Origin of the sequence: Phycicoccus sp. Root101, assembly GCF_001426245.1 — a bacterium.
Taxonomy (GTDB): Bacteria; Actinomycetota; Actinomycetes; order Actinomycetales; family Dermatophilaceae; genus Pedococcus.
Genome location: NZ_LMCM01000009.1, coordinates 194,946 through 215,711 on the forward strand (window position 1 = coordinate 194,946; position 20,766 = coordinate 215,711).

A 20,766-nucleotide genomic window follows, 5' to 3' on the forward strand; every position below is an offset into this window, starting at 1 on the left:
GTCAAGGGAGCGTGAGACTGTTGAGCGTGGCAGAGCGCGACCCCGGTGGGGACACCCGGGGACGGCGGGGCGGTGCGGGCACCGGTGGGGCCGGCGCCAGGACCCCGGGCGCCGACGTGCCGAGCGCCGACGTCGCCATCACCGAGCTGTATGCCGCGCACTGGACCGGTCTGGTCCGCCTCGCCTGGCTCCTCCTGCGGGACGACCTCGCCGCCGAGGAGGTCGTCCAGGACGCCTTCATCGCCGTCCACCGGCGATGGGACTCGTTGCGCAGCCACGAGAGCGCGGCCGCCTACCTGCGCCGCGCCGTGGTGAACGGCGCCCGGTCCGGCCTGCGCCACCGGGGCGTCGAGGAGCGGTACCTGACGCGCGAGCAGGGTGAGCCCACGGCATACGCACGACGCACCGAGGTGAGCGCGGAGGACCGCGCCCTCGACGCCGAAGCCACCAGCTCCATGGTCACGGCGCTCGGGCGGTTGCCCCAGCGCCAGAGAGAGGTCCTGACGATGCGCTACTACCTCGACCTGAGCGAGGCCGAGATCGCCGACGCCCTCGGCATCTCCGCCGGATCGGTCAAGGCCCACGCCCACCGCGGCCTCGCCGCCCTGCGCGACCGGATGGAGACCTCGTCATGAGCGACCGCACCGAGTTCCTGCACCCCGACTTCGAGCCGGGCGAGTTCGACCGCATCGAGCGCGAGCTGCGGCGTTCGCTGACCCAGGAGTCGGGCCGGATGCGCCCCACGGACCGGCTCGACACGATCCTGCACGAGGCCCACCGCGCCGGTCCGGTCACGGCGACCGGCGGGACGGGGATGCGTCGTTGGCTCGCGCCCGCCGCCGCGGCCGCCGTGGTGGCCGCCATCGCCGGCGGCGTGTGGCTGTCCAACCAGGACCCCACGGCGACCCCCGGGCCCCCCGCGGGCAGCCCGTCGGCGACCGTCCCGGCACCCACCGCCACCGGCCCCTCGGCCACCGACCAGCCCACCACCGCCCCCACCCAGACCTCGAGCCCGACCACGTCCCCGAACAGCGGGCCCGGTGTCGTCATGACGTTCCCGGCCTACTTCGTCGGGCCTGTCGGAGGCTCCACACCCACGTACAAGCTGTTCAGGGAGTTCATCCGCCAAGAGGTGGCAGCCGACCCCACTCCGGCGGACAAGGTGACGGTCGCGCTGACCCTGGCCATGAACGCCCAGCCCTACTCGAACACCGACGGCTACCTCCAGCCGTGGTCGGGCACCACCGTGACCGCGGCGACGGTGGCGAACGACGTCATCGAGGTGCGGCTGAGCGGTCCCGGCGCCGAGGGTTTCACCCCCGAGGTCCAGCGACTCGCGGTGCAGCAGCTCGTGTGGACCGCGGAGGCAGCAGTCGGTCGGGGCCCGCTCCCGGTCAGGTTCGAGATCGAGGGAGGCGCGACGAAGCTGTTCGGGTCGATCTCGACGGACCAGTCCTTCACCCGGCCCTCGGCGGACGAGTCCTGGAAGGACCTCGCGCCGATCTGGGTCACCGCACCGTCGCGCGACCAGGTGCTGCCGTCGGCGTCACCCGTCACGGTCAAGGGTGAGGCGAGCGTGTTCGAGGCCACCGTGGGCTGGGAGCTCACCCGAGGCACGACCTCCGTGAAGACCGGCAACGCCATGGCGACCATCGGTGCGCCCAGCCGGGGCACCTACTCCTTCTCGCTCGGCACCCTCGCGCCCGGCACCTACACGGTGAAGGTCTATGAGGCCAGCGCCAAGGACGGGTCGATCGCAGCCGAGGACTCGGTCACCTTCACGGTGAAGTAGCCCTCGCGGACGGGCTCAGCGCCAGCGCGCCGCGGCGCTGAGCACCGCGAGGGCAGCCGGTCCGGCGCTCGACGAACGCAGCACCGTCGGCCCGAGTCGCACCGTCACCGCGCCAGCAGCCTCGAGCGCGGCCACCTCCTCAGGGGTGATGCCTCCCTCGGGCCCCACGACCACGAGCACCTCGCCGGAGTCCGGAACCCGTTGCGCCGCAAGGCTCTGGGTGGCGTCCTCGTGCAGCACGTATGCCGCCGCCGCGGCGCCCACACGCGCCGCCAGGGTCTTCGTCGTGGCCAGCTCCGCGACGACCGGGACGCGAGACCGGCGCGACTGCTTGGCAGCGGCGACCACGGCCGACTCCCACTTGCGACGGGCCTTGTCGCCCCGCTCCCCACGCCACTGGACGATGCAGCGCGACGCCTGCCACGGGACGACCTCGTCGACCCCGAACTCGGTCGCCGCCTCGACGGCCTGGTCGTCGCGGTCGCCCTTCGCGAGGGCCTGGACGAGGACGAACCTTGGCTCGCCCTCGGGCTCGATGGCCAGCTCGGCGACGACCAGGTCGAGCTCGGCCTTCCCGGCTGCCACGACGTCGCACGTCGCGCGCAGCCCCAGCCCGTCAGCCAGGAGCACCCGCTCCCCCGCGGCGATGCGGCGCACCGTCGCGGCGTGCCGCCCCTCCGGCCCGTCGAGGACCACCTTCGCCCCGGGGACCGCTCCTGCGAGCAGCGCCGGGTCGACGAGGAAGAGCGGGAGGGTCATGGGAGCAGCCTGGGGCGGTGCGGGCGGGCCCCGCTACTTGGCCTTGAACGCGTCGCGGAGCTTGCCGAACAGGCCCGGGTGGGCGGGCGTCATACGACCCTCGGGGCGCTCCTCGCCGCGCAGGGCGGCGAGCTGGCGCAGGAGCTCCTCCTGCTGCTCGTCCAGCTTCGTCGGGGTCAGGATCGTCGCGTGGACGATGAGGTCCCCACGACCACCACCGCGCAGGTGGGTGACACCGAGGCCACGGAGGGTCATGGCGTCACCGGACTGCGTGCCGGGCTTGATCTCGAGCTCGTTGACACCGTCGAAGGTGTCGAGCTTGAGGGTCGTCCCGAGCGCACCTGCCGTCATCGGCAGCTCGACCGTGCAGTGCAGGTCGTCGCCACGGCGCTGGAAGGTCTGGTGCGGACGGACGGCGACCTCGACGTAGAGGTCCCCGGCGGGACCGCCACCCTGGCCGACCTCGCCCTCCCCCGTGAGCTGGATGCGGGTGCCGGTGTCGACGCCTGCGGGAACCTTGATCTTCAGGGTGCGACGGGTGCGGACGCGTCCGTCGCCCGAGCACTCGAAGCAGGGGCTGACGAGGACCTCGCCGTACCCCTGGCAGGTCATGCAGGGACGGGTCGTCATGACCTGCCCGAGGAACGAGCGCTGCACCTGCTGGATCTCGCCGCGACCGCCGCAGACGTCACAGGTCCGGCGGGACGTGCCCGGCTGGGCCCCGTCACCGTGGCAGGTGGAGCAGACGACCGCGGTCTCGACGGTGAGCTCCTGCTCGCCACCGAAGACGGCGTCGGCGAGGTCGAGGTCGAGCCGGATCAGGGCGTCCTGGCCGCGGCGCTGGCGCGACCGGGGGCCGCGCTGGGCCTGACCGGCACCGGCGCCGAAGAAGGCGTCCATGATGTCGCTGAAGGAGAAGCCCTGGCCGAACCCCGCGGCACCGGCGGCATACGGGTCGGCGCCCTGGTCGTAGGAGCGCTTCTTCTCCGCGTCGGAGAGCACGTCGTAGGCCTGGGAGACCTTCTTGAACTGCTCTTCCGCCTCGGGGCTGGGGTTGACGTCCGGGTGCAACCGCCGGGCCATCTTGCGGTAGGCCCGCTTGATCTCCTCCGGCGACGCGTCCTTGGAGACGCCCAGGTCCTGGTAGTAGTCGTTCAACGAGAGTCCTTGTCAGTGGTGCGAGGGGTGGATCGGTGAGCCCGGTCGGGCACAGGCGTCACTGCGCCAGGATCCGGGAGACGTACGTGGCGACTGCCCGCACCGACGCCATCGTCGTGGGGTAGTCCATGCGGGTGGGGCCGAGGACGCCGAGGCCCGCGACCAGGTCGGAGCCGCTGCCGTACTCGGTGGCGACGACCGAGGTCGACTGCAGTCCGGCGAACGGGTTCTCGTGCCCGATGCGGACCGAGACGGCGTCGCTGGTCTCCCTGGCGGTGCCGAGCAGCTTGAGCAGCACGACGTGCTGCTCGAGCGCCTCGAGCACCGGGCCGATGCTGAGGGGGAAGTCGGTGCCGACGCGCGCGAGGTTCGACGTGCCTGCCAGCACGACGCGCTCCTCGCGCTCCTCGACCAGGGCGTCCTCCAGGGAGCGGACGACGGCCCGGACGAGGTCGCGGTCGGCCGGCTCGAACTCCTCCGGCAGCGACTCGAGGGAAGCGGCTGCGTCGACCAGGCGCTGGCCCACGGCGCTGGCGTTGATCTTCGCTCGCACCAGCCCCAGGGTGGCCTCGCCCTCGGTCGTGGACAGGTCGTGGGTCGTCTCGATGACCCTCTGCTCGACGCGGCCGGTGTTGACGATGAGCACCACCATCAGCCTGGTCGCGCCCATCGGCACGAACTCGATGTGCCGCACCGACGAACGGGTCAACGAGGGGTACTGCATGACCGCGACCTGCCGCGTCAGCGAGGACAGCAGCCGCACGGTGCGGGCCACGACGTCGTCGAGGTCGACCGCCCCCTCGAGGAACTGGGCGATGGCGGAGCGCTCGGCCGGCGACATCGGCTTCACCGAGCTCAGGCGGTCGACGAACAAGCGGTAGCCGGCATCCGTGGGCACGCGCCCGGCGCTCGTGTGGGGGGCTGCGATCAGCCCCTCCTCCTCGAGGGCGGCCATGTCGTTGCGGACGGTGGCGGCGGAGACCCCGAGGTGATGGCGCTCGAGGAGGGCCTTGGACCCCACGGGTTCGGAGGTCTCGACGTAGTCCTGCACGATCGCGCGCAGCACGGCGAGACGGCGTTCCTCACTCATCGGACACCTCCTTTGCGGTCGGACTGGAGACGGGACTTGAGTCGGCGCTGGCGACGGGTGGCAGCAGGCGGGTCCGGGTCGGGCGGCGACGACGGGGCTGCTGGCACTCATGCTCAGCGAGTGCCAAGTCTACGGTGTTCCCGGGTCCGGGGCCGCACCGGCGGCGCGTCCTCTCCGGTGGCGTCGGCCACGCGGCATACCCTGCGTCGGTGTCCGACCGCTATGGCTCCGATGTCCTCTCCGGCGACTGGAAGGTTCCCCCGAGGGGACGCTCCCGCGAGGTGGAGGCCGAGACCGGCCTGGTCGTCGAGGACGTCGACACCGGGTGGTGCGGCGCCGTCGTGCGCGTCGAGAAGGCCGGCGGCATGCGCGTGGTGCACCTCGAGGACCGCCGCGGCCGCACCAAGGGGTTCCCGATGGGGCCCGGTTTCCTGCTCGACGGGGCCCCGGTGATCCTCACGCCGCCGACCGCTGCCGCCCGCGCGAAGCTCGCCGAGGCGAAGGCGGCGACTGCGCGGACGGCGTCCGGGTCGAGGGCGGTCGAGGGCGCCAAGGCGCGGGTCGCGAGCGGCTCACGGATCTTCGTCGAGGGCCGCCACGACGCCGAGCTCGTCGAGAAGGTCTGGGGGGACGACCTGCGCATCGAGGGAGTCGTCGTCGAGATGCTCGACGGCGTGGACGACCTCGCCGGGGCCATCCGTGACTTCCGTCCCGGCCCCGGCCAGCGGATGGGGGTCCTCGTCGACCACCTCCTGCCCGGCACCAAGGAGGACAAGGTCGTCCAGGCGTGCCGCAGGGGCCCGCATGCCGCGCACGTCAAGATCCTGGGCCACCCGTACGTCGACGTCTGGCAGTCGGTGCGCCCGGAGCGACTGGGCCTGCAGCAGTGGCCCGTCATCCCACGGGGCCAGTCGTGGAAGCACGGGATCTGCCGTCACCTCGGCTGGCAGGCCGACAGCCAGGCCGACATCGCCCGGGCGTGGAAGCAGATCCTCGGCACGGTGCGGTCGTACGCCGACCTCGAGCCCACCCTGCTGGCCAGTGTCGAGGAGCTCATCGACTTCGTGACCGAGCCGGGGCACTGAACCGGGGCACTGAACCGGGGCACGGTCGGGGTCGACCCTGACGCACCCCTGACCCGCCCCTCGCCAGACCCCGAAAGTCCTGTCTGCACGGGTCGTCATGCGTTTCACTGGTGGAAGACACCACCACGGAGGAACACCATGACCGAACAACCGCAGCCCCAGGCCCCCGGCTCCCAGCCGGTGCCGCCGCCCCCCGGTCCGTCCGGACCGCCCCCGGTCTACGGCTCCGGCCCGAAGCCGATGTCGCAGCAGGACGAGAAGACCTGGGCGACCCTGGCCCACCTGGCACCCTTCGCCGCCGCCCTCGTCGGGCTGCCGTTCCTGGGACCACTGATCGTCTTCCTGCTCCTCAAGGACCGTGGGCCGTTCGTGCGGGCCCACGCTGCCCAGGCGTTGAACTTCCAGATCATCACCACCATCGCGCTGTGGGTCTTCGGACTGCTGTCGTTCGTGCTCATCGGGATCCCGTTCGTGATCGCCACGGGGATCGCCTGGATCGTCCTGCCGATCATCGCGGCGATCAAGGCCAACAACGGTGAGTGGTACCGCTACCCGTTCACGCCCGAGCTGGTGAAGTGACCTCGGGCTAACGCAGCCCGAGCAGCCGCCGCACCACGGTGTCGGCCAGCAGGCGGCCCTGCCTCGTCAGCACGACCCGCTGACGGCGCAGGGCCGCTGCCGCGTCCACGAGCTCGTCGGCGATGAGACCTGCGACAGCCGTCCGCCCTTCCGGCTGGAGGTCGTCGATCGGCAGTCCCTCGACCAGGCGTACCCCGAGCAGCACGCGCTCGTCGTAGCGCTGCTCGTCGGTGAGCGTCTCGCGGCCGTGGGCCGGGCTCGTGCCGGGTGAGGCGACGCGGGCGGCATACGCGTTGGGGTGCTTGACGTTCCACCACCGCACGCCGCCGACATGGCTGTGCGCGCCGGGGCCGATCCCCCACCAGTTGCCGTCGGCCCAGTAGCCGTCGTTGTGGCGGCAGCGGGCGTCCTCGCGGGTGGCCCAGTTGCTCACCTCGTACCAGCCGAAGCCTGCGGCGGTGAGGTGCTCGTCGGCGATCTCGTACTTCGCCGCCTCGTCGTCGTCCTCCGGCGCCGGCACCTGCCCACGACGGACCTGGGCGGCCAGCTTGGTGCCGTCCTCGACGACGAGGGCGTAGGCCGAGACGTGGTCGGGTGCGAGGTCGGTCGCGGTGCGCAGGCTGGTGCGCCAGTCGTCGAGGCTCTCCCCCGGCGTTCCGTAGATGAGGTCGAGGCTCACCTGCAGGCCCGCGGACCGGGCCGCGTCGACGGCGCGGGCGACGTTGGCCGGGTCATGGGTGCGTTCGAGGGTGCGCAGCACGTGCGGCACCGCGGACTGCATGCCGAGCGACACCCGGGTGAACCCGGCATCGGCCAGCACGCGAAGGCCCTCGGGAGTCACGGAGTCGGGGTTCGCCTCAGTCGTCACCTCGGCATCACCGGCCAGCCCGAACCGGTCCCGTATGCCGTGCAGCATGCTCGCGAGGTCGGCGGCGGCCAGCATCGTCGGCGTCCCGCCGCCGACGAACACGGTCTGCACCTCGGGTGCCCGGTCACCAAGGACCGAGGCGGCGAGGTCGAGCTCCCGGACCGCCGCACCCGCGAACGTCGCCACGCTCGCACCGTCGTTGCCGAGCTCGGTCAGCGTGTAGGTGTTGAAGTCGCAGTAGCCGCAGCGCACCGAGCAGAACGGCACGTGCAGGTAGATCCCGAACGGCCGGGACGGCAGGGTCGCCAGGGCCGACTCGGGCAGGAGACCGTCCGCGGGCGCGGGGTCGCCGTCGGGCAGGGCGCTGGGCATGTGGCCATCCTCTCAGCCTGCCGCGCAGCTACCGTCGTCGGATGCGCCACCTCTCCGACGCGGACGTCGAGGCCCTGCTCCCCCCGCCGGCCGAGGCAGTGCGCCTCGTGCACGACGCGCTCGTCGCCCTGTCCCGCGGTGAGGCCGAGGTGCCGCCGAAGCCGACCGTCCACGCACCCGGCGGAGCGTTCGCGAATGCCATGCCCGCGGCATACCCGGCCCGAAACCTGTTGGGGTGCAAGTGGATAAGCATCTTCCCGGACAACCCGTCGCACGGGCTCCCGACCGTCAGCGGGCTCATGGTCGTCAACGACGGTAGGACCGGAGCTCCCCGGGCCGTCATGTCCGCCGGCGCCCTGACGGCAGCCCGGACGGCCGCGGTCTCGGGTGCCTGCATCGCTGCGCTCGCCGCGACCGGTGCGCCCGCGGGCTTCACCGGTGCCGGCCTGCAGGCACGTTCGCACCTGCGCGTGCTGGAGGCGCTGGGTCACCTCGACGTCACCGTGTACGCGCGGCGCGCCGACGCCCGGGCTGAGCTGATGGCGTGGGCGGAGGAGCACGTCCCCCGGGTACGGCTTCGCGTCACCGACGACGCGCGGGAAGCCGTCCTGGGACGCCCGGTCGTGGTCACCGGACTGTCGATCGGGCTGACCGGCGCCGAGCTCGACCCGTCGTGGATCGCACCGGACGCGCTGGTCCTGCCGCTGGACTACGCCACCTCGGTGGGTCCGGCGCTGGCGCGAGCCTCGGTGCTTGCGGCCGACCACGTCCCGCAGTTCGAGGCGGTGCGGGTCGCCGGCACGCTCGGTGAGTACCCGGCGACGACGACGTGGACCGGCTCGCTGCTCGACCAGGCGCGACCCGACGGACGCATCGTCTGCCAGAACCTCGGCAACGGCCTCAGTGACCTGGTCGTCGCCGCAGCGGTGGCCGACGCCGCCGAGGCGCAGGGTGCCGGACACCTGGTGGACACCGGGTCCGCGTAGGGTCCAAGGGTGAGCACCTCCCGCTGGATCGACCTCGACGGTGTCGTCAACATGCGTGACGTGGGCGGGCTGCCCACCACCGACCGAGGCACCGTCGCCACTGGACGGCTGTTGCGTTCGGACAACCTGCAGGACCTCAGCGACGCCGACATCGACCACCTCGTCGAGGTCGTCGGGGTCAGCGACATCGTCGACCTGCGCAGCAACGTCGAGGTCCACATCGAGGGCCCGGCACCACTGCAGGTGCGCGGACTGGCGACGCACCACCGGTACTCCCTCTTCCGCGACGACGAGCGCGAGATCACCGCCGGGGACGCCCTGGTCGTGCCGTGGTCGAAGAAGAACCAGAAGGAGGCCGACGCCCGTCCCCGGCTCGATGACGACTACTGGGCCAGCCACTACCTCGGCTACCTCGTCGACCGGCCGGACTCGATCCTCGGAGCCCTGGAGGTCATCTCCCTAGCGCAGGGAGCCACGGTCGTGCACTGCGCGGCCGGCAAGGACCGCACCGGCACCGTCGTGGGCCTGGCCCTGTCGGTCGCCGGCGTCTCCGACGAGGACGTCGTCGCCGACTACGTCGCGACCGGTGAACGCATCGAGCAGATCGTGGGCCGGCTCATGGCGAGACCCGCGTACGGCGAGGTGCTCAAGGACCAGCCGATGGACCACCACCGCCCCAAGCCCGAGACGATGACCCGCATCCTCACGGTGCTCCGCGAGCGCCACGGTGGCGCGGGTGGTTGGCTGCAGGAGCAGGGCTGGAGCGTCGACCAGGTCGAGGCGCTCCGCGGCCACCTGCGCGCATGACCTCCGCCGACGACGCAGACCGTCGCCCGCGCGGGCGACGGCGCGCCATGCGCGTGCTCCTCGTCGACGACCGTGACCGCCTGCTGCTCTTCCGCGACAGCGACCCCGGTATGGCGCCCGTGCCCCGCTGGTGGATCACCCCCGGCGGCGGCGTCGAGCCCGACGAGTCGGATGTCGAGGCTGCGCTGCGCGAGGTGTTCGAGGAGACCGGCGTGCAGGTCCCGGCGCAGGACCTGGTCGGTCCGTTGGCCACCCGGGTCGTCGTCCACGGCTACAGCGACGTGGTGACGACCCAGGACGAGGCGTTCTGGTACGTCCGGGTGCCCGCCTTCGAGGTGAGCACCGCCGGGCACACCGAGCAGGAGCTGCTGACGATGACCGACCACCGGTGGTGGAGCCGGGCCGAGCTCGAGGCCACCGACGAAGAGGTCTGGCCGCGCACCGTGCTCGAGCTCTGGTCGCTGGCGGACGACTTCGCCTCCGGTGCCACGACTCCACCGCGCGACCTCGGCACCGTCGAGGAGTCGACAGTCCCCGTCTGACCGGCCACGGTCCGGCGCCGGTTGCGCACCTCCGCGAAGCACGGGCGAGTCAGGCCGCATCTGCGCTCCATACCCACGTCACCCGGACAAGGTCAGGGCCCCTTTGCCCGCGACGAGCCGTACTCTGGCCACGTTCGCTGGCGGGGCCACGATCAGGGTCCGGATCGACGGGGAGAAACGGATGGCGAACGACCGCGCGGGTACCGAGATCGAGGGCATGCACCGACCGCCGGCCCTCGTGTGGACGGCCGTGGTCGCACCGCTGTCCATGATCGGCGTTGGTGTCGTGCTGGTGGCCGTGACCGACCTCGACTGGGGGGCGCTGCTCACCGGAGTGCTCTTCGGCCTACCGATGGTCCTGCGGTGGTGGAACCGAACCGTCGTCTCCCCCGAGGGAATCCGGACCAGGCGGTGGCTGAGGTGGCGCGTGTTGCCGTGGGAAGACATCGCCGCCGTGGCCGAGGCGGGTCGGTGGACGTGGGATGACGTCGTCGGGGTCATCACCCAGCACGGTGAGCCAGTCGCCCTGGACCTCCCCGGATCCCGCCGTGCCGAGTTCAGCGACTACGCGGCGTCCCGCGGCGTCCCCCGGGACGCACGGTCACGGGGGCGTCGAGCCGCCGGCCGAGGACCTCGGCCGGCGCCACCGGGGAGGTCGGCGACCGCAAGCCCGTCTCCTGCGCTCAGCGGGCGGGCTTGTCGGTCACCCAGAGTCGGATGGTGCCCTCGACCACGGCGGTGCCGTCGGCACGGGTGGCAACCACGTGCACGGGCACGTCGACGTCACCGGTCCGCGCCCAGTCGGCCGGGTCGGTGGTGGCCACGCACGTGATGTCGGTCGTCGCCTTGGCTGCGTAGTCGACCTCCATCCCGCGAGGGATCCAGCGCCGGTGCGCCGGGATCGTCGCCTCGGCCAGCGCACCCATCGCTGCCTCGAGCCCGTTGCAGATCGCGATGACGTGAACGGTCCCGAGGTGGTTCTGCACCCGTCGCCGCTTGCGGATCGTCAGCTCGGCGCGGTTCGGCCCGAGCTCGACGAAACGCGGGCGCGCGGTGCGGAAGTACGGCGCCGCCTGCTCGAAGACGAGCGAGAACACGGTGCGACCGTGAGGCAGTCGCGACAGGCGTCGGTAGAGCGCGTAGGTGTCGACCATGGCGCGATATTACCCACCGGTAACCACCGGGAGGCTGCCGCACCTCCGCTTTGGGTGCCCAGACGGTCGGAAATCCGACCGTCTGGGCACCCAAAACTTGAGCCGACCGTCTGGGCGCCCAAAGCGGGAGAGGAGGGGGGCTACTTCTTGGTCGCGCCCGGCTCGTCGTTGGACAGGGCTGCGATGAAGGCCTCGGGCGGGACCTCGACGGAACCGATGTTCTTCATGCGCTTCTTGCCGGCCTTCTGCTTCTCGAGCAGCTTGCGCTTGCGGCTGATGTCGCCGCCGTAGCACTTGGCGAGCACGTCCTTGCGGATGGCGCGGATGTTCTCGCGGGCGATGATGCGCGCCCCGATGGCGGCCTGGATCGGCACCTCGAACTGCTGGCGCGGGATGAGGTCCTTGAGCTTGCTGGCCATCATCACGCCATACGCGTAGGCCTTGTCCTTGTGGACGATCGAGGAGAACGCGTCCACCGTCTCGCCCTGCAGCAGGATGTCGACCTTGACCAGGTCGGCCACCTGGTCGCCGTCGGGTTCGTAGTCGAGCGAGGCGTAGCCGCGGGTCCGGGACTTCAGCTGGTCGAAGAAGTCGAACACGATCTCCGCCAGGGGCAGCGTGTAGCGCATCTCCACGCGCTCCTCGGACAGGTAGTCCATGCCGCGGAGGCTGCCGCGCTTCTGCTGGCACAGCTCCATGACCGCACCGATGAACTCGCTGGGCACGAGGATCGTCGCGCGGACGACCGGCTCGGTGACCGAGGAGACCTTGCCGTAGGGGTACTCGCTCGGGTTGGTGACCGTCAGGACCTTGCCGTCGTCCATCGTCACGTCGTAGACGACGTTGGGCAGGGTCGAGATGAGGTCGAGGTCGAACTCGCGCTCGAGGCGCTCGCGGACGATCTCGAGGTGGAGCATCCCGAGGAACCCGATGCGGAAACCGAACCCGAGGGCTGCGGACGTCTCCGGTTCGTAGACCAGGGCCGCGTCGTTGAGCTTGAGCTTGTCGAGCGCGTCGCGCAGGTCGGGGTAGTCCGAGCCGTCGATCGGGTACAGCCCCGAGAACACCATCGGCTTGGGGTCGCGGTAGCCGCCGAGGGCCTCCTTGGCCGGCTTGGCCGCGTTGGTGACGGTGTCGCCGACCTTGGACTGGCGCACGTCCTTCACGCCGGTGATGAGGTAACCCACCTCGCCGACGCCCAGGCCCTTGGCCGGTGTGGGCTCGGGCGAGCTCACGCCGATCTCGAGCAGCTCGTGCGTCGCACGGGTCGACATCATCGCGATCTTCTCGCGCGGGTTGAGGTTGCCGTCGATCACGCGGACGTAGGTCACCACGCCGCGGTAGGTGTCGTAGACGGAGTCGAAGATCATCGCGCGGGCCGGGGCGTCCGGGTCACCGACCGGGGGCGGCAGCTGCCGCACGATCTGGTTGAGCAGCGGCTCGACGCCCTCACCGGTCTTGCCGGACACCCGCAGGCAGTCCTCGGGCTCGCAGCCGATCAGGCCGGCCAGCTCCTCGGCGAACTTCTCAGGCTGGGCCGCAGGCAGGTCGATCTTGTTGAGGACCGGGATGATCGTGAGGTCGTTCTCCATGGCGAGGTAGAGGTTCGCCAACGTCTGCGCCTCGATGCCCTGGGCGGCGTCGACGAGCAGGACGGCGCCTTCACAGGCCGCCAGCGAGCGCGAGACCTCGTAGGTGAAGTCGACGTGCCCGGGGGTGTCGATCATGTTCAGCGCGTACGTGATCCCGTCGAGCTCCCACGGCATGCGCACGGCCTGGCTCTTGATGGTGATGCCGCGCTCGCGCTCGATGTCCATCTTGTCGAGGTACTGTGCGCGCATCGCCCGGCCGTCCACGACCCCGGTGACCTGCAGCATCCGGTCGGCCAGGGTCGACTTGCCGTGGTCGATGTGGGCGATGATGCTGAAGTTCCGGATCAGGTCCGGCGGCGTTGCGTGCGGCTGCAGCGCGGTGCGGGCCATCGGGGACACGGGTGTACTCGACCTCACGGGTGGGACGGCGGGGAACGGTTCATCCTCCCACGACCGCGCCACTGTCCGTGACGCGACGTGCGCGGTCCCCGAGGTCAGGCGGTCGCCACCGCCGACGAGACGTCGCCGCGCGAGCGTCGGGTCGTGCGCCGTTGCGCCAGCCCTGAGGCCAGCGCGATCCCCACCCCCAGCACGGCGAGTATGGCGCCGACCCTCGAGGGCCATTCGTACCCCAGGCCCGCGGACAGCACGATCGAGCCGAGCCAGGCGCCGAGCGCGTTGGCCAGGTTGAGCGTGGAGTGGTTGAGCGCCGCCGCGAGGGACTGTCCCTCGTGCGCGACGTCCATGAGCCGGGTCTGCAGCATCGGCACCAGCGCGCTCGGCAGCAGGCCGAGCATGAAGACGGCGACGATGGCCAGCCACTTGGCCTGGTGGACGGCAGGACCGAAGAGCGCCAGCATCACGGCGATCGTCCACATGAGGACGCAGATCCCGCGCAGCAGCCCCAGCTTCGAGACCGGCCCCGAGGCCACCGCCCCGGCGGTCATCCCCACGCCGTAGACGGCGAGGATGAGGGGGATCGCCCCCTTGCTGAAGCCACCCAGCTCGGTCATCGTCGGCGCGATGTAGGAGAACGTGGCGAACATGCCCCCGAAGCCGACCGTGCCGATGGCGAGCGCGAACCACACCTGGGGCCGACGCAGGGCGGAGAACTCCGAGCGCATCGTCGCTCCCCCGTCGGGTGGGCAGAAGGGCACCCAGCGCCAGACCGCGAGCACGGTGACGGCCGCGAGGACGGACACCGCGGCATACGGCCACTGCCAGCCGTAGGACTGGCCGAGGCGGGTGGTGAGCGGGACCCCCACGATGTTGGCCACGGTGAGTCCGGTGATCATCATCGAGACCGCCCACGTGCGGCGGTGCGCAGGCACCAGCGAGGCGGCCACGAGCGAACCCACGCCGAAGTAGGCGCCGTGCGGCAGGCCGGAGAGGAACCGCGCCCCCATGAGGAGGCCGTAGCTGCTGGCAAGCGCGGACAGGCCGTTCGCGACGGCGAAGCCGCCCATCAGCCAGAGCAGCAGGCGCTTGCGCGGCATCTTCGAGCCCAGGGTCGCCAGGACCGGGGCGCCGACGACCACGCCGGCGGCATACGCGGAGACGACGTGACCGGCCGTCGGGATGGAGATGCCCACCCCGTCGGCGACCTCGGGGAGAAGACCCATCGTGACGAACTCGGTCGTCCCGATGGCGAACCCGCCGATGGCGAGCGCGAGCAGCGCCAGGTTGGTGTGGCTCGAGCGGACGGCGGGACCCACCGGGTCGCTCGGCTCGGTGGGCATTGCAGCGGGCGCGGGCGGAGCGGACTCGGTCACAGCGGTGCAACGGATCGTGCGTCGTGGTGCATTCCCCGACTGTCCCACGACCTGTACCCGCCTCGACGCGAGCCGTCAGCGGTCGAGACATAGCATCGACCCCGACGCCGACCACACATCGAGGGGACCATGGCCGAGCAGACCCACGCACCACAGCCGCAGCCGAGCCAGCCGCACCCGCTGGACCAGTTCGGGTCACCCGCCGGTCCCACCGGCCCAGCGGGACCGTTCGCTCCCCCGGGGTTCCGCCGTCGGGTGCGCTCCCACCTGCGCCACCCGCTGGAGAACCTCTGCCTGGTGCTGGTCATCATCGGTTCGGTCGTCGTCTGGTCGTTCTGCGCCTACGAGATCTCCTCGGCGATCATCGACCGCCGGAGCCCCGACCCGTATGCCGTGCTCCTCCTCGCCGCGCCGGTCCTCGTCTACTTCCTCCGTGGCCAGCTCTACGCCCAGCAGCGGCTGACCGGCGTGAAGATCAGTGAGACCCAGTACCCCGAGGCGCACCGAATGCTCCTCGACGCCTGCGCCCACTACGGCCTGCCAAAGGTCCCGGACGCCTACGTCGTGCTGGGCAACGGCATGATCAACGCCGCGGCCTCGGGACACGGGTTCAAGCGGTTCATCTTCCTGTACAGCGACCTGTTCGAGATCGGTGGCGAGGCCCGGCAGCCCGACGCCTTGCGCTTCATCATCGGCCACGAGGTCGGCCACATCGCCGCAGGTCACACCAGCTACTGGCGGGTCGTCGCGATCAGCGGCGCGCAGTGGGTGCCGTTCCTCGGGTCGACGCTGAGCCGCAGCCAGGAGTACACCGCGGACAACTTCGGCTACTCCCTCGTGCCGCAGGGCAGCGCCGGTGCGATGTCGACCCTCGCCGCCGGCAAGTACCTCAACCGCACCGTCGACGTGAACGCCTTCGCCGACCGCGCGACCACGGAGAAGGGCTTCTTCGTCTGGCTGGTCAACGCCCTGGCCAGCCACCCCGTCCTCGTCTGGCGCTCGCACGCGTTGCGGGACCGCCGTCGCCCGGGTCGGCTGCTGTGGCGCCCGAGGAGCAACGCGTGACGGTGGAGGTCGACTACCTGCACACCTCCCGTCGCCCCCAGTTCGCCGACCTCCCCGCAGACGTCCGGGCCCTGCTCGCCGAGGTGGCCGGGTCACCGGTCGCGTCGGCGCGGCCCAGTGTGACCTCGGGCTTCACCGGGGCGTTCGCCGCCCTGCTCGACCTCGCCGACGGCCGACGGGTGTTCGCCAAGGCGGCCGGGCCGGCGGCACCGCACGCGCGTGTGGCCATCCCGCAGGAGGCCCTGGTGCTGGGCCGGCTCGAACGCTTCGAGGGACGTCTGACCGCACCGGCCCTCGTCGGTGCTGCCGGTCTGGAGGACTGGCAGGTCGTGGTCGTCGAGGCCATCGACGGGCGGATGCCGGGCGTGCCCTGGACCGACGCCGAGGTCGACGTCGTCCACGACGCCTGCCTGCGCCTGGCCGCCGTCCCGCCCGAGGACGTCGCCGCCCTCACCCCGTCGTCCCTGGCCGCCGACGTCGGAGGTGACGAGGTGGCCCTCACCACGCTCGACGAGCTCGCCGCCGGCAGGCGGGACTGGCCCGAGTCCGTGCCGCCGGTTCGGCCCGAGCTGATGCGCGAGGTGGCCCGGCTCGGGCACCTCGCCCGCCGGCTGCTCGAGGGCGACCGGCTCGTCCACTGCGACCTGCGTCCCGACAACCTGCTGCTGGACACCGCAGGGCAGGTGCGCATCGTCGACTGGAACTGGGTCACGCGCGGTCCCGCGTGGACCGACTTCGTGAGCCTCTGGCCGCTGATGGCCAGGGACGGCATCGACGTGGACCGGCTCTGCCGGGAATCACCGCTCACCCAGGACACCGAACCCGAGGCCATCGACGCGTTCCTGGCCGTGCTGGCCGGATACCTCCTGAGCCACGCCGGGAACCCTGCCCCACCCGCCACCCTCAACGCGATCCGCGACCACCAGCGGTTGCTGGGGCGGCTGTGCCTCGACTTGCTCGCGCAGCGGCGCGGCTGGGCGGGCTGACCGAGCGCCCGTCCCGGTAGCGTGACGGCCATGGCACGACGCGGGCTCGGCGAACAGCTGGCACAGATCCTCGGGCGGGCGGTCGGCGACGGCGCCCGCAGCTGGCTGCGGAGCCGCACGGGATCCAGGAGCAGCACCCCCGGCCGCGGCACCACTGGTCGTACCCCCGCCCGCCGCACGCCCGGGGGCGGCACGGCCCGCGGAGGCACCGTCCCCGCCGCGGGCGGGTCCTACCCCGGGGACTTCGGTGGCGTCCCCGACCTGAGGTATGCCGCCAACCCCGATGGCCGACCGGACCCGGGTGAGATCGTGTGGACGTGGGTGCCCTACGAGGAGGACCACAGCCAGGGCAAGGACCGTCCGGTGCTGCTCGTCGGCCGTGACGGCGGGTGGCTGCTCGCCCTGATGCTCACGAGCAAGGACCACGATCGTGACGCCGCCCAGGAGTCACGCCGGGGTCGGCACTGGCAGGACATCGGCAGCGGAGCGTGGGACCGGGCCGGTCGCCCCAGCGAGGTGCGGCTCGACCGCGTCATCCGGGTCGACCCCGCCGCCGTGCGTCGCGAAGGCGCCACCCTGGACCGCGCCAGGTTCGACGCCGTGGCCGCCGCCGTGCGCGCCCTCGGCTGAGCCCGGAGCACCGCCGAACCCCTTTCGCCGCCCACCCGGGCTCGGTCACCCCGGGCTCGGTCACCCCGCGCCCGGCCGCCCGGGGGCCGGCGCGGCCCACCTTGGGCGAGTCCTGACCTGCACCGGGGGAACCCCTCACGCTTCCTTGACCCCGTCGGAGCACTGACGTTTGTACCTTTTGCGGTGTTCGTCCACCTGCCACCGAGGGGAACCCCATGAAGCGTCTTCGCCGGCACCGAGCCATCGCCCTGGCTGCCGCGGCTGCTGCGCTGGTCGCGGCCACCGCCGCCACGGCCTCACCGTCGTCGGCCAGCCCGACCAGCACGCCGCGGCCCACCGACCACGCCAAGGGAGCCGGCATCGCGCGCGGCGGTGACGCGTACATGGGGTGGTCGCAGGACTCCACGGGCAGGACCGAGCCCACCGCGCAGCAGGCTGCCCGGGCCTCGAGCCTGGCGGCCGCCACCCAGACGCCCGGCATCGACGTGTCCAAGTGGCAGGGCAACGTCGACTGGGCGAGCTACTGGGGCCAGGGGAAGAAGTTCGCCTACATCAAGGCCACCGAGGGCACGACGTACCAGAACCCGTACTTCGCCCAGCAGTACAACGGGTCCTACGGCGTCGGGATGGTCCGCGGGTCCTACCACTTCGCCCTGCCGGACAACTCCTCAGGCACGGCCCAGGCGGACTGGTTCGTCGACCACGGCGGAGCCTGGTCCGGCGACGGGAAGACGCTCCCGGGCGTGCTCGACATCGAGTACAACCCCTACGGCGCCACCTGCTACGGGCTGAGCCAGGCCTCGATGAACAGCTGGATCGCCGCCTTCACCTCGCGCTACAAGGCACGGACCGGACGGGACGCGGTCATCTACTCGACCACGAGCTGGTGGAGCACCTGCACGGGCAACACGAGCCAGTTCGCGTCGACGAACCCGCTGTGGATCGCGCGGTACAACACCACCGTCGGGACGCTCCCGGCCGGCTGGTCCTACTACACGTTCTGGCAGTACAGCGACACCCCGGTCGACCAGGACTACTTCAACGGCGACCTCGCCGGCCTGCAGAGGCTGGCACTCGGCTGAGCCGGAACTCCGCTCCGGTTGGGTGCCCAGCCGGTCGTCCCGTCGGCTGGGCACTCCGGCAGGGACGACGAAGGGGCCCGGTCACCATGTGGTGACCGGGCCCCTTCGTGATGTCAGGGACTCGATCAGATCGAGTTGGCCTTCTTCGCCATGGCCGACTTCTTGTTGGCGGCCTGGTTGGCGTGGATGACGCCCTTGCTCACGGCCTTGTCGAGCTTGGTCGAGGCAGCCTTGAGCGCCTCCGCTGCCGCGTCCTTGTCGCCCGCAGCAGCGGCCGTCTGGAACTTGCGGATGAAGGTCTTGAGCTCGCTCTTGACGGCCTTGTTGCGCTCGGTCGCCGTGCGGTTCGTCTTGATCCGCTTGAGCTGGGACTTGATGTTTGCCACGTGTGTCTCTCTTGGTTGGTCGGTGGTTGCCGTTAGAGGGCGGCAGAAGCATCTCGGGACCGGGCGTGGGGCACCCGTGGTTGAGACGCTCTGGGTGGTGCTTGCATGCGCACACGACCATGCGCGCACGCGACGGGTAAATCTACCAGCGAGGAGCCTCCACCCCCAAAACGTCCCTCGGCCCGACGGACCCGCAGGTCAGCGGCCGTTCCGCGCGGAGGTGATGGTGAGGATGGCGCGCTCGACGGCGTAGACGGGGTCACGACCGCCGCCCTTGACCTCGAAGTCCGCCAGCGCGACGGCCTGGATCGAGTCGGCCAGGCCCTCCGGACCCCAGCCGGACAGTCCCCGGCGGGCCTTGTCGACCTGCCACGGCGCCATACCGAGGTCGCGCGCGACGTCGGCGGAGCGCCCGCGGCCGGCGGCGCCGACCTTGACCAGCTGGCGCAGCTGCTGGGCGAGGACCGCCACGATCGGGACGGGGTCGACGCCGGTGGCGATGGCGTGGCGCAGCAGGCGCAGGGCCTCCCCCGCGTTGCCGGCCACCGCGGCGTCGGCGACGCGGAAGCCGCTCGCCTCGACCTTGCCACCGTGGTACTTGGCGACGAGCTGGTCGTCGATGGTTCCCGTGGTGTCGGCGACGAGCTGCGAGCAGGCGGCAGCGAGCTCGCGGACGTCCTTGCCCACGGCCTCGATGAGCGCCCGCACGGCATCGGGCGTGGCCTTGCGGCCTGCCCGGCGGAACTCGTGCATCGCGAAGTCGGTCTTGTCGCGGTCGGACTTGATGGCCGGAGCCTCGACCACCCGGGACTGCGACTTCTTGATCGTGTCGAGCACCTTCTTGCCGCGCTGACCCGTCTTGTGGGTGACCACCAGCGTCACGTCCGCCTCCGGGGCGGCGAGGAAGGCGAGGAGGTCCTCCTGCAGCTCGTCCGGGGCCTCGTCGAGGTCGTGCACGACGATCGCCTTCGACCCGCCGAACAGCGATGGGCTCGCATGCATGCCCAGCGAGCCTGCCTCGTAGGTGGCGGCGTAGAGACGCACGACCTCGAGGTCCGGGTCGCCCTGGCGGAGCTCGTCGAGGGTCGAGGCGAGCGCGCGGTCGGCGATCACCTGCTCCGGGCCGGTGATGAGCACGAACGGCGGCACGGACGTCGCGGTGGTGGTCACGGGGTCAGCCTGCCACGGCCCGGGGACAGCCTCAGCCGCCCGGGCAGTACGCCTCGCCGGGTGCGAGCTCGGGGTGGATGGCCCCGTCCCGGTCGGCCACCGACGTGACCGCCGTGCCCGCGCCGCGGCGTACCGCCACGACCTCCGCGAGGATCGCCACGGCGATCTCCCCCGGCGCCTGCGCGCCGATGTCGAGGCCGATGGGGGCGTGCAGGGTCGCCAACGAGTCCTCGGACACGTCGTGGGCGAGCAACCACTCCCTGCGCCGCGCCTGGGTCTTCCGCGACCCCATCGCCCCCACGTATGCCGTGCCGGCTGCGAGCGCGTCCCGCAGGACCGGTCCGTCCACTCCTTCGTGGTGACTGGTGACCACGACGGCATCGTGCTCGGGTCCTACGGCCACCTGCTCGGCCGACACCGTGGTGGTCCAACCCATCGGCACGCACAGGGCGGTCAGGGCCTCGACGACCGGTCCGTCTCCGACGAGCAGCAGGTGCGGGGTGTCGTCCATGGGGCCAGTATCACCCGTATGGCGAAGTACACGGTGAACTCCGCGGCCGTCGACCACGTGACCCGCCTGATCGAGGCCCGGCAGTACGTCCTCGACAGCAACTGGGGGGACGTCCAGCCCGACGCCGAGGCCCAGAACGCCTACCTCGAGAAGCACGACTGGGAGGCCTACGGCGCCTGGCACCTCGGGCTCACCGAGGGCGCGAACGACGAGACGAAGGCGCGCTACGCGTTCGTGGCAGGCGACTTCCGACGGGTGCACCGCAGCGCGCTGATCGCCTGCGTGTACCGCGCCTCGGAGTGGCGGCACAAGGACGTCGAGCTCGCGGCCCACGACCTCCTGCAGCTCCTCGACCGCACCTCCCGCTGAGCCGGGTCCGA

Annotated in this window: 22 protein-coding genes and 1 pseudogene; 13 read left to right on the plus strand and 10 right to left on the minus strand. The window is 71.6% G+C overall.

Going from position 1 to position 20,766, the window contains the following annotated elements; all coding sequences use genetic code 11:
* Window positions 1-26 precede the first annotated feature (26 nt).
* Together ASC58_RS15620 and ASC58_RS21875 are read left to right on the plus strand one after the other, a co-directional pair.
* Window positions 27-635 carry a SigE family RNA polymerase sigma factor gene (locus ASC58_RS15620; protein WP_235529267.1) on the plus strand — a complete coding sequence of 203 codons (609 nt, stop codon included), beginning with the start codon at window positions 27-29 and terminating at the stop codon, window positions 633-635.
* Window positions 632-1,792: a Gmad2 immunoglobulin-like domain-containing protein gene (locus tag ASC58_RS21875; protein WP_056919959.1), complete on the plus strand. Its 1,161-nt coding sequence runs from the start codon at window positions 632-634 to the stop codon at window positions 1,790-1,792. Before ASC58_RS15620 ends, ASC58_RS21875 begins: the two co-directional genes overlap by 4 nt.
* Before the next feature lie 15 nt (window positions 1,793-1,807).
* On the opposite strand, the gene ASC58_RS15630 is transcribed toward ASC58_RS21875, so the two are convergent.
* The 3 genes from ASC58_RS15630 to hrcA are packed head-to-tail and all read right to left on the minus strand — an operon-like array spanning window position 1,808 to window position 4,799.
* Window positions 1,808-2,551, minus strand: a complete 744-nt coding sequence (locus tag ASC58_RS15630; protein ID WP_056919960.1) for a 16S rRNA (uracil(1498)-N(3))-methyltransferase — start codon at window positions 2,549-2,551, stop codon at window positions 1,808-1,810.
* Window positions 2,552-2,584: 33 nt separating this feature from the next.
* On the minus strand, window positions 2,585-3,709 hold the full coding sequence (dnaJ, locus tag ASC58_RS15635) for a molecular chaperone DnaJ (RefSeq protein ID WP_056919961.1): 1,125 nt from the start codon (window positions 3,707-3,709) through the stop codon (window positions 2,585-2,587).
* Between the two features lie 58 nt (window positions 3,710-3,767).
* The gene (gene hrcA / locus ASC58_RS15640) at window positions 3,768-4,799 is read right to left on the minus strand and encodes a heat-inducible transcriptional repressor HrcA (protein WP_056917665.1); all 1,032 of its coding nucleotides are present in this window, start codon (window positions 4,797-4,799) and stop codon (window positions 3,768-3,770) included.
* Between the two features lie 209 nt (window positions 4,800-5,008).
* Between hrcA and ASC58_RS15645 the strand changes: the two genes are divergently transcribed.
* Both ASC58_RS15645 and ASC58_RS15650 read left to right on the plus strand, forming a co-directional pair.
* A complete protein-coding gene (locus tag ASC58_RS15645; protein ID WP_056920117.1) occupies window positions 5,009-5,884 on the plus strand; it encodes a DUF3097 domain-containing protein in 876 nt (291 codons plus the stop codon).
* 138 nt (window positions 5,885-6,022) lie between these two features.
* The gene (locus ASC58_RS15650) at window positions 6,023-6,463 is read left to right on the plus strand and encodes a DUF4870 domain-containing protein (protein WP_235529268.1); all 441 of its coding nucleotides are present in this window, start codon (window positions 6,023-6,025) and stop codon (window positions 6,461-6,463) included.
* 7 nt (window positions 6,464-6,470) lie between these two features.
* Here the strand turns inward: ASC58_RS15650 and hemW are convergent, their stop codons facing one another.
* The gene (gene hemW, locus ASC58_RS15655) at window positions 6,471-7,703 is read right to left on the minus strand and encodes a radical SAM family heme chaperone HemW (RefSeq protein WP_056919962.1); all 1,233 of its coding nucleotides are present in this window, start codon (window positions 7,701-7,703) and stop codon (window positions 6,471-6,473) included.
* Between the two features lie 41 nt (window positions 7,704-7,744).
* Here hemW and ASC58_RS15660 point away from each other — a divergent pair, with 41 nt between their 5' ends.
* From ASC58_RS15660 to ASC58_RS21990, 4 genes and pseudogenes are all read left to right on the plus strand, one after another.
* A complete protein-coding gene (locus tag ASC58_RS15660) occupies window positions 7,745-8,689 on the plus strand; it encodes an ornithine cyclodeaminase (RefSeq protein ID WP_056919963.1) in 945 nt (314 codons plus the stop codon).
* Window positions 8,690-8,698: 9 nt separating this feature from the next.
* On the plus strand, window positions 8,699-9,496 hold the full coding sequence (locus tag ASC58_RS15665) for a tyrosine-protein phosphatase (RefSeq protein ID WP_235529269.1): 798 nt from the start codon (window positions 8,699-8,701) through the stop codon (window positions 9,494-9,496).
* Complete coding sequence (locus ASC58_RS15670; protein ID WP_056919964.1) at window positions 9,493-10,038, plus strand: NUDIX hydrolase; 546 nt, start codon at window positions 9,493-9,495, stop codon at window positions 10,036-10,038. The genes ASC58_RS15665 and ASC58_RS15670 overlap by 4 nt, the downstream gene beginning before the upstream one ends.
* Before the next feature lie 352 nt (window positions 10,039-10,390).
* Window positions 10,391-10,555: pseudogene (locus ASC58_RS21990) on the plus strand (PH domain-containing protein); the annotation flags it as partial.
* 166 nt (window positions 10,556-10,721) lie between these two features.
* Here ASC58_RS21990 and ASC58_RS15680 read toward each other — a convergent pair.
* The 3 genes from ASC58_RS15680 to ASC58_RS15690 all read right to left on the minus strand — a co-directional run bounded on the left by ASC58_RS15680 (window position 10,722) and on the right by ASC58_RS15690 (window position 14,523).
* Entirely contained in the window at window positions 10,722-11,192 is a 471-nt protein-coding gene (locus ASC58_RS15680; RefSeq protein ID WP_056919966.1) for a hotdog fold domain-containing protein, read from the minus strand.
* Between the two features lie 140 nt (window positions 11,193-11,332).
* On the minus strand, window positions 11,333-13,174 hold the full coding sequence (lepA, locus tag ASC58_RS15685) for a translation elongation factor 4 (protein ID WP_056917671.1): 1,842 nt from the start codon (window positions 13,172-13,174) through the stop codon (window positions 11,333-11,335).
* Between the two features lie 104 nt (window positions 13,175-13,278).
* Window positions 13,279-14,523 carry an MFS transporter gene (locus tag ASC58_RS15690; protein ID WP_056919967.1) on the minus strand — a complete coding sequence of 415 codons (1,245 nt, stop codon included), beginning with the start codon at window positions 14,521-14,523 and terminating at the stop codon, window positions 13,279-13,281.
* Window positions 14,524-14,685: 162 nt separating this feature from the next.
* Between ASC58_RS15690 and ASC58_RS15695 the strand changes: the two genes are divergently transcribed.
* From ASC58_RS15695 to ASC58_RS15710, 4 genes are all read left to right on the plus strand, one after another.
* Window positions 14,686-15,621, plus strand: coding sequence for a M48 family metallopeptidase (locus tag ASC58_RS15695; protein WP_056917672.1), 936 nt, complete (start codon window positions 14,686-14,688; stop codon window positions 15,619-15,621).
* Window positions 15,618-16,607, plus strand: coding sequence for a phosphotransferase family protein (locus ASC58_RS15700; RefSeq protein WP_056919968.1), 990 nt, complete (start codon window positions 15,618-15,620; stop codon window positions 16,605-16,607). The genes ASC58_RS15695 and ASC58_RS15700 overlap by 4 nt, the downstream gene beginning before the upstream one ends.
* A gap of 30 nt (window positions 16,608-16,637) precedes the next feature.
* Window positions 16,638-17,237, plus strand: coding sequence for a type II toxin-antitoxin system PemK/MazF family toxin (locus ASC58_RS15705; RefSeq protein ID WP_056919969.1), 600 nt, complete (start codon window positions 16,638-16,640; stop codon window positions 17,235-17,237).
* Window positions 17,238-17,452: 215 nt separating this feature from the next.
* Window positions 17,453-18,319: a lysozyme gene (locus tag ASC58_RS15710; protein WP_056919970.1), complete on the plus strand. Its 867-nt coding sequence runs from the start codon at window positions 17,453-17,455 to the stop codon at window positions 18,317-18,319.
* 125 nt (window positions 18,320-18,444) lie between these two features.
* On the opposite strand, the gene rpsT is transcribed toward ASC58_RS15710, so the two are convergent.
* From rpsT to ASC58_RS15725, 3 genes are all read right to left on the minus strand, one after another.
* Entirely contained in the window at window positions 18,445-18,705 is a 261-nt protein-coding gene (gene rpsT, locus ASC58_RS15715; RefSeq protein ID WP_056917676.1) for a 30S ribosomal protein S20, read from the minus strand.
* Between the two features lie 198 nt (window positions 18,706-18,903).
* Window positions 18,904-19,875 carry a DNA polymerase III subunit delta gene (gene holA / locus ASC58_RS15720; RefSeq protein ID WP_082553372.1) on the minus strand — a complete coding sequence of 324 codons (972 nt, stop codon included), beginning with the start codon at window positions 19,873-19,875 and terminating at the stop codon, window positions 18,904-18,906.
* A gap of 31 nt (window positions 19,876-19,906) precedes the next feature.
* Window positions 19,907-20,386, minus strand: a complete 480-nt coding sequence (locus tag ASC58_RS15725; RefSeq protein WP_056917677.1) for an XdhC family protein — start codon at window positions 20,384-20,386, stop codon at window positions 19,907-19,909.
* Between the two features lie 18 nt (window positions 20,387-20,404).
* Between ASC58_RS15725 and ASC58_RS15730 the strand changes: the two genes are divergently transcribed.
* Entirely contained in the window at window positions 20,405-20,755 is a 351-nt protein-coding gene (locus ASC58_RS15730; RefSeq protein ID WP_056919971.1) for a hypothetical protein, read from the plus strand.
* Window positions 20,756-20,766 lie beyond the last annotated feature (11 nt).

What these genes read in the sequence shown, in the direction of transcription:
- ASC58_RS15660 (WP_056919963.1), top strand. Translation starts at nt 7,745, where the DNA reads ATGCGCCACCTCTCCGACGCGGACGTCGAGGCCCTGCTCCCCCCGCCG.
- ASC58_RS15710 (WP_056919970.1), top strand. Translation starts at nt 17,453, where the DNA reads ATGAAGCGTCTTCGCCGGCACCGAGCCATCGCCCTGGCTGCCGCGGCT.
- ASC58_RS21875 (WP_056919959.1), top strand. Translation starts at nt 632, where the DNA reads ATGAGCGACCGCACCGAGTTCCTGCACCCCGACTTCGAGCCGGGCGAG.
- ASC58_RS15705 (WP_056919969.1), top strand. Translation starts at nt 16,638, where the DNA reads ATGGCACGACGCGGGCTCGGCGAACAGCTGGCACAGATCCTCGGGCGG.
- ASC58_RS15725 (WP_056917677.1), bottom strand. Translation starts at nt 20,386, where the DNA reads ATGGACGACACCCCGCACCTGCTGCTCGTCGGAGACGGACCGGTCGTC.
- ASC58_RS15690 (WP_056919967.1), bottom strand. Translation starts at nt 14,523, where the DNA reads ATGCCCACCGAGCCGAGCGACCCGGTGGGTCCCGCCGTCCGCTCGAGC.
- lepA (WP_056917671.1), bottom strand. Translation starts at nt 13,174, where the DNA reads ATGGCCCGCACCGCGCTGCAGCCGCACGCAACGCCGCCGGACCTGATC.
- ASC58_RS15680 (WP_056919966.1), bottom strand. Translation starts at nt 11,192, where the DNA reads ATGGTCGACACCTACGCGCTCTACCGACGCCTGTCGCGACTGCCTCAC.
- ASC58_RS15650 (WP_235529268.1), top strand. Translation starts at nt 6,023, where the DNA reads ATGACCGAACAACCGCAGCCCCAGGCCCCCGGCTCCCAGCCGGTGCCG.
- hemW (WP_056919962.1), bottom strand. Translation starts at nt 7,703, where the DNA reads ATGCCCAGCGCCCTGCCCGACGGCGACCCCGCGCCCGCGGACGGTCTC.
- ASC58_RS15730 (WP_056919971.1), top strand. Translation starts at nt 20,405, where the DNA reads ATGGCGAAGTACACGGTGAACTCCGCGGCCGTCGACCACGTGACCCGC.
- hrcA (WP_056917665.1), bottom strand. Translation starts at nt 4,799, where the DNA reads ATGAGTGAGGAACGCCGTCTCGCCGTGCTGCGCGCGATCGTGCAGGAC.
- ASC58_RS15630 (WP_056919960.1), bottom strand. Translation starts at nt 2,551, where the DNA reads ATGACCCTCCCGCTCTTCCTCGTCGACCCGGCGCTGCTCGCAGGAGCG.
- ASC58_RS15695 (WP_056917672.1), top strand. Translation starts at nt 14,686, where the DNA reads ATGGCCGAGCAGACCCACGCACCACAGCCGCAGCCGAGCCAGCCGCAC.
- ASC58_RS15670 (WP_056919964.1), top strand. Translation starts at nt 9,493, where the DNA reads ATGACCTCCGCCGACGACGCAGACCGTCGCCCGCGCGGGCGACGGCGC.